At 52.0% G+C, this 15,487-nt stretch carries 12 protein-coding genes; 3 read left to right on the top strand and 9 right to left on the bottom strand.

The window, feature by feature from the left end:
• Positions 1-54: 54 nt before the first annotated feature.
• From AB1656_08645 to AB1656_08610, 8 genes are all read right to left on the bottom strand, one after another.
• The gene (locus tag AB1656_08645; GenBank protein MEW6235438.1) at positions 55-1,362 is read right to left on the bottom strand and encodes a glycosyl hydrolase family 28-related protein; all 1,308 of its coding nucleotides are present in this window, start codon (positions 1,360-1,362) and stop codon (positions 55-57) included.
• Between the two features lie 47 nt (positions 1,363-1,409).
• Positions 1,410-2,738, bottom strand: coding sequence for a pentapeptide repeat-containing protein (locus tag AB1656_08640; protein MEW6235437.1), 1,329 nt, complete (start codon positions 2,736-2,738; stop codon positions 1,410-1,412).
• 323 nt (positions 2,739-3,061) lie between these two features.
• Positions 3,062-4,606 carry a sialate O-acetylesterase gene (locus tag AB1656_08635; GenBank protein ID MEW6235436.1) on the bottom strand — a complete coding sequence of 515 codons (1,545 nt, stop codon included), beginning with the start codon at positions 4,604-4,606 and terminating at the stop codon, positions 3,062-3,064.
• A 351-nt stretch (positions 4,607-4,957) separates the two neighbouring features.
• Positions 4,958-7,465 (bottom strand): HAMP domain-containing sensor histidine kinase, encoded by a 2,508-nt coding sequence (locus AB1656_08630; GenBank protein MEW6235435.1) that lies wholly within the window; start codon positions 7,463-7,465, stop codon positions 4,958-4,960.
• Positions 7,466-7,561: 96 nt separating this feature from the next.
• Positions 7,562-8,590: a lysylphosphatidylglycerol synthase transmembrane domain-containing protein gene (locus tag AB1656_08625; GenBank protein MEW6235434.1), complete on the bottom strand. Its 1,029-nt coding sequence runs from the start codon at positions 8,588-8,590 to the stop codon at positions 7,562-7,564.
• A 68-nt stretch (positions 8,591-8,658) separates the two neighbouring features.
• Positions 8,659-9,405, bottom strand: coding sequence for a polysaccharide deacetylase family protein (locus AB1656_08620; GenBank protein MEW6235433.1), 747 nt, complete (start codon positions 9,403-9,405; stop codon positions 8,659-8,661).
• A complete protein-coding gene (locus AB1656_08615; GenBank protein ID MEW6235432.1) occupies positions 9,402-10,049 on the bottom strand; it encodes a GNAT family N-acetyltransferase in 648 nt (215 codons plus the stop codon). Before AB1656_08615 ends, AB1656_08620 begins: the two co-directional genes overlap by 4 nt.
• A complete protein-coding gene (locus tag AB1656_08610; protein MEW6235431.1) occupies positions 10,015-11,262 on the bottom strand; it encodes a glycosyltransferase in 1,248 nt (415 codons plus the stop codon). The genes AB1656_08615 and AB1656_08610 overlap by 35 nt, the downstream gene beginning before the upstream one ends.
• Before the next feature lie 251 nt (positions 11,263-11,513).
• Between AB1656_08610 and AB1656_08605 the strand changes: the two genes are divergently transcribed.
• Positions 11,514-12,422: a tetratricopeptide repeat protein gene (locus tag AB1656_08605; protein ID MEW6235430.1), complete on the top strand. Its 909-nt coding sequence runs from the start codon at positions 11,514-11,516 to the stop codon at positions 12,420-12,422.
• A 96-nt stretch (positions 12,423-12,518) separates the two neighbouring features.
• On the opposite strand, the gene AB1656_08600 is transcribed toward AB1656_08605, so the two are convergent.
• Positions 12,519-13,262, bottom strand: coding sequence for a GntR family transcriptional regulator (locus AB1656_08600; GenBank protein ID MEW6235429.1), 744 nt, complete (start codon positions 13,260-13,262; stop codon positions 12,519-12,521).
• Positions 13,263-13,727: 465 nt separating this feature from the next.
• On the opposite strand from AB1656_08600, the gene tgt reads away from it, so the two are divergent.
• Positions 13,728-14,843 (top strand): tRNA guanosine(34) transglycosylase Tgt, encoded by a 1,116-nt coding sequence (gene tgt / locus AB1656_08595; protein MEW6235428.1) that lies wholly within the window; start codon positions 13,728-13,730, stop codon positions 14,841-14,843.
• A gap of 255 nt (positions 14,844-15,098) precedes the next feature.
• A complete protein-coding gene (locus AB1656_08590; GenBank protein MEW6235427.1) occupies positions 15,099-15,266 on the top strand; it encodes a hypothetical protein in 168 nt (55 codons plus the stop codon).
• Positions 15,267-15,487: the final 221 nt, after the last annotated feature.

Genomic DNA, 15,487 nt, shown 5'->3' with positions numbered 1-15,487 from the left:
TTCTTTGCGCCATCGCCGAATATATCGGTTAGGAGGCTCATTATTCGTCATTCATCATTCCGCCGCTTCTTCGTTGTTTTCTATAATCGCCCGTTTGGCGTGGTTGATGACTTTTACGCCTTTGAGGCCGTTGTTGCCTTGGATGATGGCGTGTTGCACGTCCGGCCCCAATTCTACGCTAGGCTGCGCCGTGGCGAAGGAGGAGTTGTTGATTTGCAGGCGTCCTGATTTGGCGACGACCAGCGGCTGCTTTTCCGATCCTTCTTTCCAATTGCTGAAATAGCAATCGCTAAAAGACGTAAATCCTTTTCCCTCGATAATGGCGTTATGGTTGGAAGGCCCCCAAAAGGCGCAGTTGACGAGGCGCACGCTTCCGGCGCAGGTAGGCGCTATGACCAACTCCACGGGATTTTTGCCATTAAAAGCGACGAATTGCCCGCCGGTAATGAGCAGCCCCATCGGCTGGATATCTTCGACCAGGACGGAAGTCTCGCAAGCGTCGGCGCCGTCGGCGGTGAAATGGCCGTTGCAGGCGCCATTGGCCGTTTTGACGAAGCGATAGCCGATCTTGGCTGGAAAAACGAAATTGTTCGTAACGTATTCCCAATCCGTGCGCCCGAAAACGAAGGCTTCGCAGTTTTCGTACATGTATTTATACACAAGGTCCCAATCGCCGCCGATCGATTTCGCCGACCACCAATGGCAATGGAATTGCACGTTTTCCACCCGTCCGATATCGGTGCAATTGTCCACGTACAATCCCCGGCGCAGAACGCAGCCGTAGACGCTGCGGATGCGGTGGCGCACGTTTGGTTCCGGCCCGACGCGGATGCCGTTGTAACTATTGATAAGAGTGACGTCTTCCACCGTGTTGTCGAATCCCGTGAGATGAAACGTCCAGGGATAGGGGCGAATGTCGTTGGGTTTCTGTTCGGGATACCATACTGTCAGCCCTTTCACAGCGCTGGAATGGCCCAACGCGAAGAGGGCGGGGGCCGATTCGTCGTTCCGTCCGCCCGTCGCCATGATAATCGTTCCAATCAGCGGTTCGATAGCCAGCGGCGCTTCGTTGCTCCCCATAACCGCGACGCCCGGCTTGACGGCGATGCTGCCCTTTACCAGATATCTTCCCGGCGGCAGGTAGACTCTTCCCCCTTTTTCCGCCGCCGCGTCGATGCTTTTTTGGATGGCGGGGCCGTCGTCGGTCTGGCCGTCCGCCTTAGCGCCGAAGTCTTTGACATTGAATACGCCTTCCATCGATGCGAGAGATTTATCCGGCGCAGATTCTCCCGCGGCGATTCCGTAAGCGAAAAACAATATCCCAATAAATAAGAAAACCGTCAACTCAGTCTTACCGTTCATAGCATCGCCTCTCCTTTTTCATCATTCATCATTCATCATTCTAATTTCTACCCACCGTCCGTAACGTCATCGGCGTTTAGCCAACGGGCCAATTCATCCCGGTCGGCGATAAAAACTTCTTCTTGAGGATTTAATGGAACGATTAAAAAATGGGGTAAAGCGGAAAGCGGCATTTTCTTGATGGAGATTTGGGAGGCTTTTTCGATATCTTGAACGATTTCAAGATATACATTCGGCTCTTTTCCCGCATGTTTGACAGCGGTAATGACAATATTGCGGAAATTCATAAAAACCTGGGCCATGTGGTCGCAGAACGTACTGGCAGGCGTTGCTGGAATCCGTTGAACCAACGCTAGGATCTCGCGCCGGATTTCTTCCTCCGCGATTGCCGCCAGAGTTTTCTGCCAGTCGATGGCCAGGCTGCGGGGAAAAAGAGACAGCAGCAGGGATAAATGATCGTAAATATTTTCGTAGGAATCCGCTTGAAATAAGAGCGTAGTATGGGAACCTTCCAGCCGCTGTCCGCAAAGGCGAATGCCGGAAGCCATCTGGCATTGATGCAGCTTGGCGATGTGCGCTTGCAGACAAATCATCTCCAGATCGGTCAGGTGCAGGTTGAGATGGATTTCCACGATGTCGAATTGATTGAAAACGGCATGAACCATCTTACCGATGATGACCTTTTTCCCCTCCTCGTCCAAGCGCAAAAGGGCGGGAGGAATGGGCAGGCCGCGCAACTCGGCGGTTTTGAGTTCGCGGACGACGGCGTTTTCCACGACGGCGCCGGACAAATCGCAGCGGATGAAACGACAACGCCATAGATCGGCGTTAGTAAGATTGGCCTTTGTCAAGTTGGATCCCAGGCATTCTACGCCCCAAAGACAGGCTTCCGACAAATTCGCGCCGCTTAAATCCGTCTCGAAGATGCTCGCCTCGTTCAGCGTAGCCTTTCTCAAGTTCGAATAGGCCAAATTGGTAACGAAGAGATTGGCTTCTTTTAAATTGGCCTCCGCCAAATTCAAGCGCCGCAGATCGGCTTCGACGATATTCGTCTTTTTCAGATTGGCTCGTTGCAGGCTGGCTTCCGAAAGGCGAATACGGCTTAGGTCGGCGTTGATGAGCCGTGCGCCGTCCAGGTTGGCCCGGCTCATATTCGCGTCGCATAACTCCGCCCCGCACAAATTGGCGTTCATCAAACTCGATTCGTGAAAATCCGCCTCCCGCAGATTGGCGTCGCTGAGATTGACGCCGTCGAGGCAGACGTTAATGCAAACTACTCCCCGCAGATCGGGAACGATGTCTGGATGCGCCTCCCGCCAAGCGTTCCACGCCTCCGCGCCCTCCCGCAGGATCGACTCCTGTTCCGGATTCGCCATTGAGATTGTCCCCTTGGATTATTGTCGAAATCAAAGAACAACGGCATAAAACATAGGAAGAATACGCAGGACGATTCTTTCCCATCCCGCTCGGATTCTCCATACGCAAAATAATATCTTTTTATAATTCTTGGGATTTTACACCGGCTAAACCGGAATAAAAGATTCAAGCTGGGGTGCGGGCGAGACGCCCGCACCCCAAATAAAAACCGAAGGCGCATCCCATCCACGCCCCCGGTTTTTTCATGTATGTTATCACAAACAAGCGTTGGTCAAACGCATTCCCTCGCCCTTCGGGAGAGGGCTAGGGTGAGGGAAATCCCTTACTTCGCGTCCGCCGTCACTCCCGGCCAATCGTCGGTGCGGAAGGGCGAGGCGGGCAGACCTTCGGCGTTGTAGAGGTTGCATTCCGGGTTGTCCTTCCAGGCATAGCGTACGGCGATGGGATTGCGCACCCAGGCGCTGCTGACTACGACAGTGTCTCGGTCGATGATGGCTTGCGCCGGGCGGAATTCTTGATCCTCGCCCGCTACGGCGAATCCCTTCAGCTCGTCGCCGCCTTTAGAGACCAGGCCGCCGCCCACATGCTGAAAGCGCAGCCGGATCATGTTGCCCTCGACGTTCATGGATTCGTAGATGGGGCCGGAATAAACCACATCCTGGCCATAGGCGATTTTTTCCGCCGCCAGCTCCAGCCGCTTGCCCACGTCCTGTTTGTTGCCGGGATGGATGTTCCGTGGATCGCCGATGTCGATGGTTACCGCCATGCCGACGTTGGCCAAATTCTCAATCGCCATCGTCTGCGCCTCGCGCAATTCCGCCCAGGCTAGTCCCGGCGGCGAGGTGATGAAGTTGGCCAGTTGCACGAACAGGAAGGGAAAATCGCCCTGTCCCCAATCGTCGCGCCAGTTTTGAATCATCGCCGCGAAGAGTTTGCGGTATTGATAGGCGCGGTCGGCGTTGGATTCGCCCTGATACCAAATCGCTCCTTGAATGCCGTAAGGAATCAATGGCGAGATCATGGAATTGTAGAGTCCGGAAGGTCGCCAAGGATGGCGGCGCGGATCTTCGGGGATCGAAGGCGCGGCGGGAACCGGCTTGCCCTGCGATTCGGCGTCATCGGCGGCGCTGCGCCATTGCGTATATTGGTCTTCCAGCCGGTCCAAAACGACGGAAAAATTGGACAACCTTTCGTTCCAGCGGTCCAGAATGGGTTTGAAATCGGGTTCTTTCTGCAAACAGCTTTCGCTAGTCCACGATTCCGCCGGAGTGCCGCCCCACGATGTATGGATCAATCCTACCGGAATGTTCTGTTTTTGGTGCAACTCACGCCCGAAGTAATAAGCGACGGCGGAAAAATTGGCGACGGTATTCGGATTGCACTCTTCCCATTTGCCGGAAAATTCCGCCTGTGGCTTGCCCGCCACCAAGCGGGGAACTGTAATCAGCCGGATTTCGGGGAAATTGGCGTAGTCGATTTCCACCTGGGCGTTGTTGCAGTCCGCTACTCGCCATTGCATGTTCGACTGGCCGCTGCAAATCCAAACCTCACCCACGAGGATATTGTCGATCATGACCATATTGTTGCCCGTTATCATCATCTGATAGGGACCGCCGGGCTTCAGGTTTTCCAGGCGCACCATCCATTTGCCGTTTTCCGTTTTGGCGGCAGCTTTTTGATCCTGGAATTGGACGGCCACGTTCTCGCCTTCGTCCGCTGTTCCCCAAACGGGGACGGACTTCCCCTGTTGCAGCACCATGCCGTCGGAAAACAGCGGGTGAGGCCTTACGTCGGCGAACGAAGCCGCGCCCAGCCATGCGATTGCTCCAAGAATCCCCATCGTCATTGCCGTTTGTTTGTTCCGCATTGCAACCTCCCGTTTATCGTTTCTCTTGCTGTTTTGCTTGTTAGAATCAGTTTCTACATGAATCGTTTTTGAATCACGAAACCACGAAAAAGATCGAATTTCACGAAATGTTCGAATCGCGGATTTCACGGATGTTTTGATTTCAAAGAGAAATCTTTATACGGCGTTATCTCTTTGTGTTAATCCTTTTACTATTTTTTCGCCTTTTTTCGTGTATCTCTTTTTTATTCGTGTTTTCGTGATTCAATCCATTTAGAGCCATCCATCAACAGAAGGGTGGGCTAAAACAAAGCGTATCCCACCGCCTTCTCCAGTATAAAAAATTTCATCCCCTATTTATATCCCTAAACCCTATTTGGACGAAACTCGTTCGTTTTGCGAAACCGGATTCCCATCCGGCGGAAAAGAGAGCCGAATCCCCGCGCCGCCTTCCGGGCGATTGAAGGCGCGGATTTCGCCGCGATGGAATTCTTCCATAATCGACTTAACCCAGGCGAGTCCCAATCCGCCGCCGCTGTTTTTCTTGGTGGAATAACCGGATTGAAAGATGCGGTTAATCTCTCGCTCTTCCAATAGAACGCCTTCCTCGTTGCGGATGCCCGGTCCATTGTCGAGCACGGACAGGACAATCCATCGTCGTTCGTCTTGGAGCAGACGCACCTCGATTTCGCCGGGGGATAGGCGGTTCTCCCGTTGAATGGCTTGGGCGGCGTTGGCCAGCAGATTGAAGAGAGCCATGCGCAGCAGGCGGGGTTCGGCGACGGCGCAAATGCCGGGGGCGCAGGACGCTTCGATGCGCAATTTCTGCGAACTGGATAGGCGGAACAATTTCGTCAATTCCTCCGTCAGCGCCGAGACGTCCGTCTGTTCGAAGCGGGGATAACGGGTATAACCGAACGAACGATAGATATCGACCATTTTTTGCAGGAAATCCAAATTGTTTTTCAATCCGTCCACCGCCTCCAAAAAGAATGAACCCTTATCGGAATCCATGGAGACGATACCCAGTTTTTGGGCGCGTTGGATGGTATCCAGGTCCCATTTGCCTGAGGCAATGATGTTGGTGAGGTCATGCCCCATATTGGTGGCCAAATTGATGCCGAAGCGGTTGCGCTCTTCCGTGAGCGCCTGGCTGCGGGTGAAGGCGCGCGCCAGGCCGTTTTCCGCCTGCTTCTGAACCTCTTGCGCCATGAGCAGCATCTCCTCGGCGCCAATTTTTAGCGCGGAATTCAAGAAAAAGCCGATGGCGCCAACGGTTCGTTCGCCGACGCACAGCAAAATAACCCCCTGGCCGCCGTCGAAAGCGATGGATTCGCGATCGATTTCGGGGAAAAAGCCGGCGTTTTCGCTTCCATCCCGGCTAAGGGGCTGAAAACGCTTCTCCCCTGCGAGATAATAATAGGTTTCCAGCCTCTCGAAGGGATATACGCGCCGGATGGCGGGGATCAACGACGCCAGAAACAATTCCAACACTTGCATATCGTCGGAAAGAGAATGCAGCGAATCGACGATGCGGTCGATCTCCAATCCAAGAAGCGCCTGCCTTTGATTGCGCGCCAGCAGGTTGAAGACCATTTCGATGTCGCGGCTGGGTTTGGAGATCAAGAAAACGCGACCCGTCTGGATCATGGATTCCATCGCGCCGCCCACATGCCGCAAAGGCATAATCACGCGGCGGGAAAGCCAGCGGTATACAATCCAGGAGACGTAAACGAAAAGCAGAGAATAAATCCAATAGCGGAAGACCAACCGCTCGATGACGGGCCAATCCTTCGGCGTGGTATAGTAAACGGTCAAGTTGAATTTCGTCTGACCCACTGGGGCGTGAAAAGATCGGGAAAAAAGGCAATTGCGCCATGTATTGAACTGCTTGATTTTATCCAGCCGTTGAAGGATCAATACCGATTTCTGATCTTCGTCGAACAATCGGATTTCGTACCAGGGACGATCTTTGTCCAAAAGCGCCGAAGCGTTTTTTTCGAGAGATTTCTTCGCTTCCTCCACATAACGGGGATTGGGTTTGGGGTATTTCGTTCGTAATAAATCGAGTTCGGAATAGATGGGATTCAGATCTTTGAGCAAATCCTGAAAAGCGGGTTGATCCAAAATCAAAGCGCGCTTATTCCCGTAAAATAGCGAATCCAGCATGGCGAGAAAAGAGATATCGATCGTAAGCAGGGCGATGAAGGAAAGATAAGGAAGAGAAATTGTCCGCGACTTGGCGCCGTATGATTTCCGCCCGTCTCTCCCCGCCAGACGGCGCGGATAAGGGATGAAGCGCCGCGCCAGCCAGCGATAAACGTTCCAGGACGCCGCCAGAATCAGCAGCGCGTAAATCCAATAACGGCGAACCAGCCTTTCGACGCCGATCCAATCGTCCGGCGTGGCGTACTCGGCGGTCAGATGCAGTTCCGGCCAATCGGCGGAGGCGCGATAGGATCGTGAAATGAAGCAATTGAGCCAACGGTTGAACTGAGTATCCTTCTCTGGACGCTCTTCCTGAAAAATCGATTTTCGATTTTGATCCCATAATACGATTTTGCGCCAGGGATGGTCGCCTTCCAGAAGCGTAGAAGCGTTTCCTTTGAGATATTCCGCCGCCTTTTCGAGATATTGGTTAATGTTCCGATCGCAATTATGGAGAAGGAACGCCAGTTGGCGTTCGATCGGCGACAGGATATTCAACAGTTCTTTATATTGAGATTGTTCGGGAATCAGGGCGCGTTTTTCGTCCTGAAACCGCGCATCCAAGACAAGCAGGATAGCGATATCGATCGCTGCCAGAACGGAGAAGGCCAACAGACGCCCAATCGCCGCTTTCCCTCTCGTTTCCCGGTCGTTTTTCTCTCGCTTGGCCATCGGTCGAATCCGCCCGTGTTTTCATCCACTATTTCGATATTTTACAAGGGATCCGCAGGGTGGGTCGAGCGAAGCGAACCCCACCATAAAAAAACATCATTCATCATTCAAAGAAAATTCCGCTGTTTCCGCCGGAGGCGACGATGCGGGAAAGAGAGCGTTCAAGTGAGCGAACGTCCAGAAGAACATGATTCCGCCGCCCAGCATATAAAGATGGTAGGTGAATAACCGCCATAGAAGAACCACTACTCCCACAATCGAAACCGGATAAATCCGCCCCAAAATAAACGCCATCGACAATTCTACGCCTCCGCCGCCTCCCGGCAGTACGACAAGTAAGGCAAACATGAATAGAACGCCTTGCAAGAGAAACAACGGCAAAGGATCGCAGGGGATGGAGAGCGAATACAAAGCGATAGGCAGAATGCTATAGCGGCATGTCCACTGCGCGGAACACAAAAGAAACGCCAGAAAAACCGCCCCTTTCCGCAGAGCGAGGAGATGGCCGATTCCTTCCTGAAACTGCCGCCGCCACGTTATCCATTTCCAACGCAGCCAACGCCCGCGGACCAGCAAGCGATATCGTTGCAGTTGCGGCCGATGCGACAACCAATAGAAAAGGCGATAAACCAATCTCAATTTTTTGACAAGAACCAATAGGAAAATAATAGCGGCGGCGAAAAGAACAACCGGCATCCAATCTTCCAAAATATTTTCGCGAAAAAAAGACGCAATTTTAGGATTGTTCATCAAAGCGGCGGCGGCGAAGGGAAATAAGATCGTAAAAAACAGGATATCCGTCGCGATATCCGTTGTCAGCATCGACGTTCCATGGGCGATGGGGACGCCCGCGCGTTTCAGCAACGTCAAGCGGATCAGTGCTCCCCCGACGCCGCCCGGCGTGGCGGCGATGCCGAATTCGGTAGAAAGGGAGACGGACATGCTTTGCTTGAATGTGAGTGGATAGCCGAGCGAATGGCTTAAGATATAAACGCGGCCGCCGTTGCAGAGCCAGGCGGCGCCCACCACGGCGAACAAGCCAATTCCTACGTCCCAGCGGAAACGGCGCAATTGAATCAAGGTATCCGGTTTTTGGGTGAAGAAAAAAACCGCCGCTGTCGCCATTACTCCCAGGAAAGCGCCCTGAAAGGCATAGCGGATCAGCGTTCTCTTCGTCCATTGGCGGGGCGCCGTCATCGATTTATCAAGCCGCCGTATGTGATAGGCCGCCGCGCCGTCAAAGCGCGGCGAACCGTTTCGTAGATCGTGGATTCTATCGCAGGGTAAATCAAGTCGGATGGATGAACGGCCAAGCGCAGAATCGCCGCATCCCGGTTTTTCCGGAACCAATAAAAATGCCATAACCGCGACGCCAAGCGACGCCATCCGCTGCGGCTGCTGAAGGCGATGACCGGAGCAGCGAATATCTTATCTTCCTGCAACAATTCCAGCCGCCCCCAATAGGTAGTATACGCGAATCCCAACTCTTGCGCCGCCCGGCGCGAGCCTTCGCTCAGCAGCCAGGCGGGCGCTACGAATCCGGCGCTGGACAATCCCGCCTGGCGGAATATATCCATTCCCAACGTCATCCGGCGCTTCGCTTTTTCATAATCCAATTGGTAAAATTCTCCTTCGCGGGCGGTGTAGCATCGTCCAACGCATTGTGCGATCAATCCCCCCCGCACTCTGTCCACCGTATGAGTAAGTCCATGCAGGACGATTTCATGCCCTTGCGCTTGCAGCGCCTTTAACCAAGTAATAAAGGATGGATGTTCGGCGAGGTTCTCTTTTCCATACCAATCGGGAGTAACCAAAAGAGAGACCTCCTTCACTCCCATCGGACGAAGCCGATCCAAAAAGGTCTGGCAAAGTTCCCGGGAATGAGGCGCCAGATCATGGAAGGATACGATCAAGCTTCGCTCATCGGATGGCAGCGTCATTGCAATTCCTTCACAAATGTGGAAACGTATACGGCGCGATCGTGAAAGGAACGGAATCGGCTGATTTCCCGCCGATCTAGAAGCGTAAATCCAAACCGTTGAAAAACGCGCTCCGAACGCCGGTCGTCAAAGGTTTGGATTTGGCCGTAAATTCGTTTCACTCCCTGCTGGGAAGCGAGTTTTTCGAACTCGAGATACATCCTTTTTCCCGCGCCCGTATTCCGGTATTCCGGCAGAAGATTGAAATGAAAATGTCCGGCCATCGGCGGCGCCTGGGGCGTCTCCTTCCAACCCTTGAGAACGCACCATTTAAGAAAAGCCCGGCTTTGCGCGTCGTAACGTCCCATGAAAAGCCGCGCCGCCGCTTTTGGAGCGATAACGCCAGCGAAGAGTCCTATATTGACGAATTGATTGTATCGACAACGCAGGCAACCGAGGAGATATCCCGTAACCTGGCCATCCGTCTCGGAGACGAATGAATTTTCCGGCTCCCAGTCGGTATAGTAGCGCGTAAAAAAATCGGCGAAAACGTCGCGGTCGCAGAACAACGGATCAATGGGATCCCCGGAAAATCCGGTTTCGCAGCATATATGGCGAACCGTCTCCCTGTCAGCCGGTGAGTATGGCCGAATAATACTCTTCATCCTTTGCGTCCATATCCGACGTTGACGCCGAAAAACTTTCTACGGATTTTCCGTCCAGTATATGCTGGTATAGATTGGTTATGCGTTCGAATGTCCTGCGAATGGAAAAATGCGCGGCGATCCGTTCGCTCCTGGCCGCAGACGAGCCGGGATCGGCAAGGCTTCGAATGCGCCTTACCCCATCGGCCAGATCGATAGGGGAAGGCGAATCCGCCATAATGAGGGGAAATTCCCCCACTAAAGAATCGTCCAGTCCGCCGTTGCGCACCGCCAAAACCCGCGTTCCGCACGCCTGCGCCTCCAGAGATGTAATGCCGAAGGTCTCGCTCGTTCCCGCATGGACGAATAAATCCGCTGCATTGTATAACTCCCGCAGCCGGTCGATGGATTCCGTATAGCGAAACCACGTCGCGTCTTTCCGTTCGCGCGCGATTCTTTCCACGTAGCGGCGCGATTCTCCATCTCCTGCGAGCAGCAGATGGCAGCGGCCGGGTCCGCCGGGATCGCGGGCAAGTTCATCCATCATCCCCACGAGAGAACGGATTCGCTTCTCCCGCGCCATGCGTCCGACGAATAGGAGCAAATAATCCTCTTCTTTCAATCCTAACTCCCGCCTCACCGAAAGCCCTTCGCCGCTGGGCCGGAAAAACGAAATATCCGTACCTAAGGGAATGCGGACCACTCTTTCGACGCCGCATTCTTTCAGAACGCGCTCCATGCGCGAACTGGCGACGATGGTGGCATTCATGCGGTTGTATAAATCGACGATATAGCGATGAACGCCCCGCGACAGGATTTTTTCGATAAAGCCGCCGCAAAACCGCCGGATGGTCCGCCCCAGAGCGCGGGGGAAGTCGGAATGATAAAACGCCACGATCGGAATCTTGTTCCGTTCGGCGGCTTCCAATGCAATCCAAGCGGAACGATAAGGATCGCCGACTTCGATCAAATCCGGTTTTTCCTGATCGATGATGGAGAGAATCCTCCGCCGGTTTAACAGCATCCGGTAACTAATCGAACCCGCCAGGCGCATGGATTTCACTTCGTAAAACGCCGTCCGTTCTCGAAGGGATCGCGAATGCGCGGCGCCCGGCGCGATAACGATATGGTTGCACTCCGGCCTCTGAGCGAAAAACCGCATTTTGTCTTCCAGGTAACGCCGGACGCCGCCGCCTAAAGGACTATAGAATTGAACGATATCGCATATTTTCATGGAGGATTCATCCCATCCGACGCCTTCGCCCCCGCCGCCGCCAAATCCTTCGCCGCGACGGCCTATGAATCTTCACTATTCACATCGCCGAATCGCCTGCACGCTTATCATAATACGAAAAAGTCAAGATTTTATGACATTATTTCGATTCTTGTTCGTTTTTTTCGAATCGCCTATTTGATTTGTTTCTCGCGCATGGTATACTAAGATTTTGCGAATCTCAAAGGCTGTAAAGGAGTTTGATCGGTTATATGAAGCCAGTTACTTCCCTTTGTCTTTATGCGATTCTCGTTTCGATTCTTTTTGCAGTATTTCCATCCCATCCATCTTATGCCGACGCCGCGAAGATAACCACCCCCATTAACGATTTCTCTGTGGTTGAGATCTTTAAAAAGGGAAAAGAATTTTATCTCGCCCAGAATTATATAGATGCGGAGCCGCTTTTCCAGCAATGCGTCAAGTTGGAGCCGAAAAACGCGGAATATTTAAGCTGGCTCGCTCAGACCATCGCTTTCCTGCTCGCCGATCAAGCCATGAAAGGCGCCTCCAATTTGACGCTGCTTCCCGAAGCCCGCAAAGTGCGCGAACTCTATCAGAAAGCGATCGACGCGGACCCCAAAAACGAACGCGCCCGCCTCGGTTACGCCATTATTTTGCGGGACATCCCCGGAATCCTCGGCGGCAGCATAAAAAAGGCGGAATCCATTCTCAAAGGCGTCATTAAAGACAATCCCGAAAACATCTTCGCCCTTCACCACCTCGGAACGCTCTATATCCGCAAGAAAAACGACTGCCAAAAAGGACTGGAGTGCTTGAAGAAAGTCATCGCCATTTCCCAGAAAAAAGTACTTTCGCCGGAAGAGAAGTTGCGTCTGGGCGCAACGTATCACGCCTTAGGAAAAACTTATCTCGAAGAATTAAACGACGCTTCCCAGGCTGTTCCCTTCTTGGAAAAAGCGGCGGAGATGAACGAAGATTCCGTCCTTGCGTTTTTGGATTTGGCGGAAGCCTACCGGATCGAGAAGCAAATCGCCAAAGCGAAGGATTGCCTTTTGAAAGCGGTTAAGATATCCGCCGCGCACGAATACAAACGCTTCGACGACGATATCAAATCCTCCGCTAAAAAATTGAACATGAAAAAAGAATTGGGGTTGTCTTAAATGATGAGTGATGAATGGCGGGGTGGCAAGGGCAGGGTTGTTTCTGCCCTTGACAATTCCCATAAACACAAACAAGACCGCAATGCCCCCGTTTTTTTATCGCCCAGGCGCGTGAAAACTCTCGAAAGTGATCCGGTGTTTTTGGGAAACGGACAATACGCGGATAAAGGCGGCGACGCGGTTGTTGGCCGTGTAGAGAATCCGGTCCGCCAGCATCGCCGTCTCTCCCTTTTTCTTCTTCAATAATTCTGCTTCCCGAGTCTCCAATGTGGTCGCCTCTACCGAATCGGCGCACCGTAAGATGCGCAGGCCGTATTTTTGAGTAATGATCTCCAACAGGGAGGTTGATCGCATATCTTCCAGCAACAGTCCCGGACAAAGATCGTGGGAGACGTAAGCCGTCTCCAACGCCGCGGGCGCTTCGTCCACAAACCGCAGCCGCGTTACCTTAAACACCTGATGTCCAGTCTCCATCGCGAATAGGTCGTTCATATCCGACGGGGAGACGGTAAGCATCTTTTGTACCACTTCCGTTTCCCAGGGCAGACCGAAATCCAATAGATTTTCCGTCAACAAGCTGGAAAGCCATATCCCTTTCGCATCGGTGGGCTTTTGAACAAACGTTCCCCGGCCGGGGATTTTTTTTACATAACCTTTTTTGACTAATTCCTGCATAGCCGTACGGACAACCACTTTGCTGACGCCTTGTTGGCTGCATATCTGATTTTCGGTAGGCAACTGCATCCCGACAGCCAGTTCTCCCCGGTCGATCGCTTCCTGAACGATCTCAAGCAATTGAAGATAGAGTTTGCGCTGACTAAGCCGATCGACGATTCTCATAAGCGTTTCGGATGGATTCGAATTTAATAATATTATAATGTTTGACTTGTTGGCGAGTATAATAAGAATATGTTATCGCGTCAACAAGAATACCGATAATAAATTTATTCGCTATTCATATTGCAATTCTTTGAAAAATCGTATGTTATTGATAATTCGGGGTAATTCTCCATATTGTTCAATGCCCAGAATCTCTTCATCGAAAATCGTAGGAATCATTCTCCTATGCCCGGATACCCTAATTGCGTCATATTGCGCGCATAAGCCGCGTCAGAATCAATTCAATTCCTTATCCCTATGGCGAGGAATTGTATTTACTCAATAGGATATTTTAAAAACCACCAATCTCCTCCCTTCCTGACAAAACCTATTCTTTAAGTATAATAAAAATCTATTATTGGCGAACCGTTTGCTTCAACCGGATATGTTCCCAAATCCAGCGTATATCGAACGAAACGAATCTTTATGTCAATCCAATTCGAAATCGACAGCCTCGAGGGACGCGCCCGCGCCGGTAAAGCGGTCACGCCTCACGGCGTTTTCCATACGCCAGCCTTTATGCCCGTAGGCACTAACGCCACGGTCAAAGCTCTTACTCCCGAAGAAATCCATGAGACCGGTTCGGAGATAATTCTCTGCAACGCCTATCACCTCTATCTGCGTCCCGGCGCTTCGCTGGTCAAGAAGTTAGGAGGATTGCATTCCTTCATGAATTGGAACGGCCCCATCCTTACGGATAGCGGCGGCTTCCAAATCTACAGTCTGGCCCCATTGCGCAAGATCGATCCCGACGGCGCCACTTTTCGCTCCCACATCGACGGAACGGAGCATCGTTTTACTCCCGAAAGCGTCATGGAACTGGAGAACGATCTCGGCGCCGACATCATCATGTGCTTCGACGAATGCACTCCCTACCCTATCAGCTACGAATATGCTTCCCAATCCATCGAGTTGACCACCCGTTGGGCGGAACGCTGTCTCAAAGCGCACAAGCGAAGCGATCAGGCGCTTTTCGCCATCGTCCAGGGCGGAGTTTATCAAGACTTGCGCGAAAAAAGCGCCCGCGATCTCATTGCGCTGGATTTCCCCGGCTACGCCGTGGGGGGATTGATGATCGGAGAAGAAAAAGAGAAGACCTGGAACACATGCGCAGCGTTGGATCGAATGCTGCCGGAAAACAAATTGCGCTACCTCATGGGAGTAGGCGCGCCGGAAGATTTTCTCGACGGCATCCGGCGCGGGGTGGACATGTTCGACTGCGTCATCCCCACCCGCCTGGCCCGCAACAGCCACCTGCTCACCTGGAAAGGCCGCGTCTCCGTCAAACAGGCGCAATACCGCGAAGACGAACGCCCGCCGGACGAAAATTGCCGATGCTATTGCTGCCGGAATTATTCCAGAGCTTACTTGCGCCATTTGTTCCAAGCGGGCGAAATCCTGGCTTCCCGCCTGGCCACCATGCACAATATCGCCTTCTATCAGGAATTTATGCAGCGTTGCCGCGATGAAATTTCCCAAGGAACCTTCGAAGCGTTCTATCAATCCTGGATGGGGAAAAAGCAGGAGGGGGAAAAGGGATAGAATTCAAACGGATAGAATGTTAATCATCGCCGCTCAATAACAGACGGCCAGGGTAAATTCTCATAAAAATCTTTCACCTTTGCATAAGTTTCTTCAAAAGGCGGCAGCTCTCCTTCAATTTCCGATTTCAACATCGGATATTCCTTTGCGCAACGCGCTTTAATATTGGGATTATTTATCCTAAAAACAGCAGTTGAAAATAAAATAATAGGATGCAAGATGAAAGAAAGAAGGTAGATAGAGGGGAGAAGACGAATGGAAGCGATTCACCCAGCGGGTGAGAGAGGATTAATCCTCTGCGAGAACGAAAAGACCTCGTTGTTCGCCGACACGTATGGGGGAAGAATTCATGTGGAATGGGACGAACAAGGGAAGGTGACGGCGTTAGGGCAATTGCCGTTTTTTTATAGATTTTTTCACTAGTGTCTCGATATTACTAATTGATTTTGTAACTATTTAGTAGTATGAAGAGAAGATATACGAATTTATTATTTCGCCCTTTCAGGGCTTAAAAACTAGGATTTCTCTTCAATCGGGTAAACTGTTACTTGATTTTAAAGGATTTACAAAATGCAGTGATTGATAATTTGTAAACTGCATTTGAAAAACCCCGAAAAATGGGCGTTTTTGGAGATTTTGTTAAA

The organism is Candidatus Omnitrophota bacterium (assembly GCA_040755155.1).
Lineage (GTDB): Bacteria > Hinthialibacterota > Hinthialibacteria > Hinthialibacterales > Hinthialibacteraceae > JBFMBP01.
Note: the sequence above shows the minus strand (reverse complement) of the source record. Positions and strands in the feature narration are given on the sequence as shown.

What these genes read in the sequence shown, in the direction of transcription:
- AB1656_08610 (MEW6235431.1), bottom strand. Translation starts at nt 11,262, where the DNA reads ATGAAAATATGCGATATCGTTCAATTCTATAGTCCTTTAGGCGGCGGC.
- AB1656_08620 (MEW6235433.1), bottom strand. Translation starts at nt 9,405, where the DNA reads ATGACGCTGCCATCCGATGAGCGAAGCTTGATCGTATCCTTCCATGAT.
- AB1656_08635 (MEW6235436.1), bottom strand. Translation starts at nt 4,606, where the DNA reads ATGCGGAACAAACAAACGGCAATGACGATGGGGATTCTTGGAGCAATC.
- AB1656_08615 (MEW6235432.1), bottom strand. Translation starts at nt 10,049, where the DNA reads ATGAAGAGTATTATTCGGCCATACTCACCGGCTGACAGGGAGACGGTT.
- AB1656_08640 (MEW6235437.1), bottom strand. Translation starts at nt 2,738, where the DNA reads ATGGCGAATCCGGAACAGGAGTCGATCCTGCGGGAGGGCGCGGAGGCG.
- AB1656_08600 (MEW6235429.1), bottom strand. Translation starts at nt 13,262, where the DNA reads ATGAGAATCGTCGATCGGCTTAGTCAGCGCAAACTCTATCTTCAATTG.
- AB1656_08645 (MEW6235438.1), bottom strand. Translation starts at nt 1,362, where the DNA reads ATGAACGGTAAGACTGAGTTGACGGTTTTCTTATTTATTGGGATATTG.
- AB1656_08605 (MEW6235430.1), top strand. Translation starts at nt 11,514, where the DNA reads ATGAAGCCAGTTACTTCCCTTTGTCTTTATGCGATTCTCGTTTCGATT.
- AB1656_08590 (MEW6235427.1), top strand. Translation starts at nt 15,099, where the DNA reads ATGGAAGCGATTCACCCAGCGGGTGAGAGAGGATTAATCCTCTGCGAG.
- AB1656_08630 (MEW6235435.1), bottom strand. Translation starts at nt 7,465, where the DNA reads ATGGCCAAGCGAGAGAAAAACGACCGGGAAACGAGAGGGAAAGCGGCG.
- tgt (MEW6235428.1), top strand. Translation starts at nt 13,728, where the DNA reads ATGTCAATCCAATTCGAAATCGACAGCCTCGAGGGACGCGCCCGCGCC.
- AB1656_08625 (MEW6235434.1), bottom strand. Translation starts at nt 8,590, where the DNA reads ATGGCGACAGCGGCGGTTTTTTTCTTCACCCAAAAACCGGATACCTTG.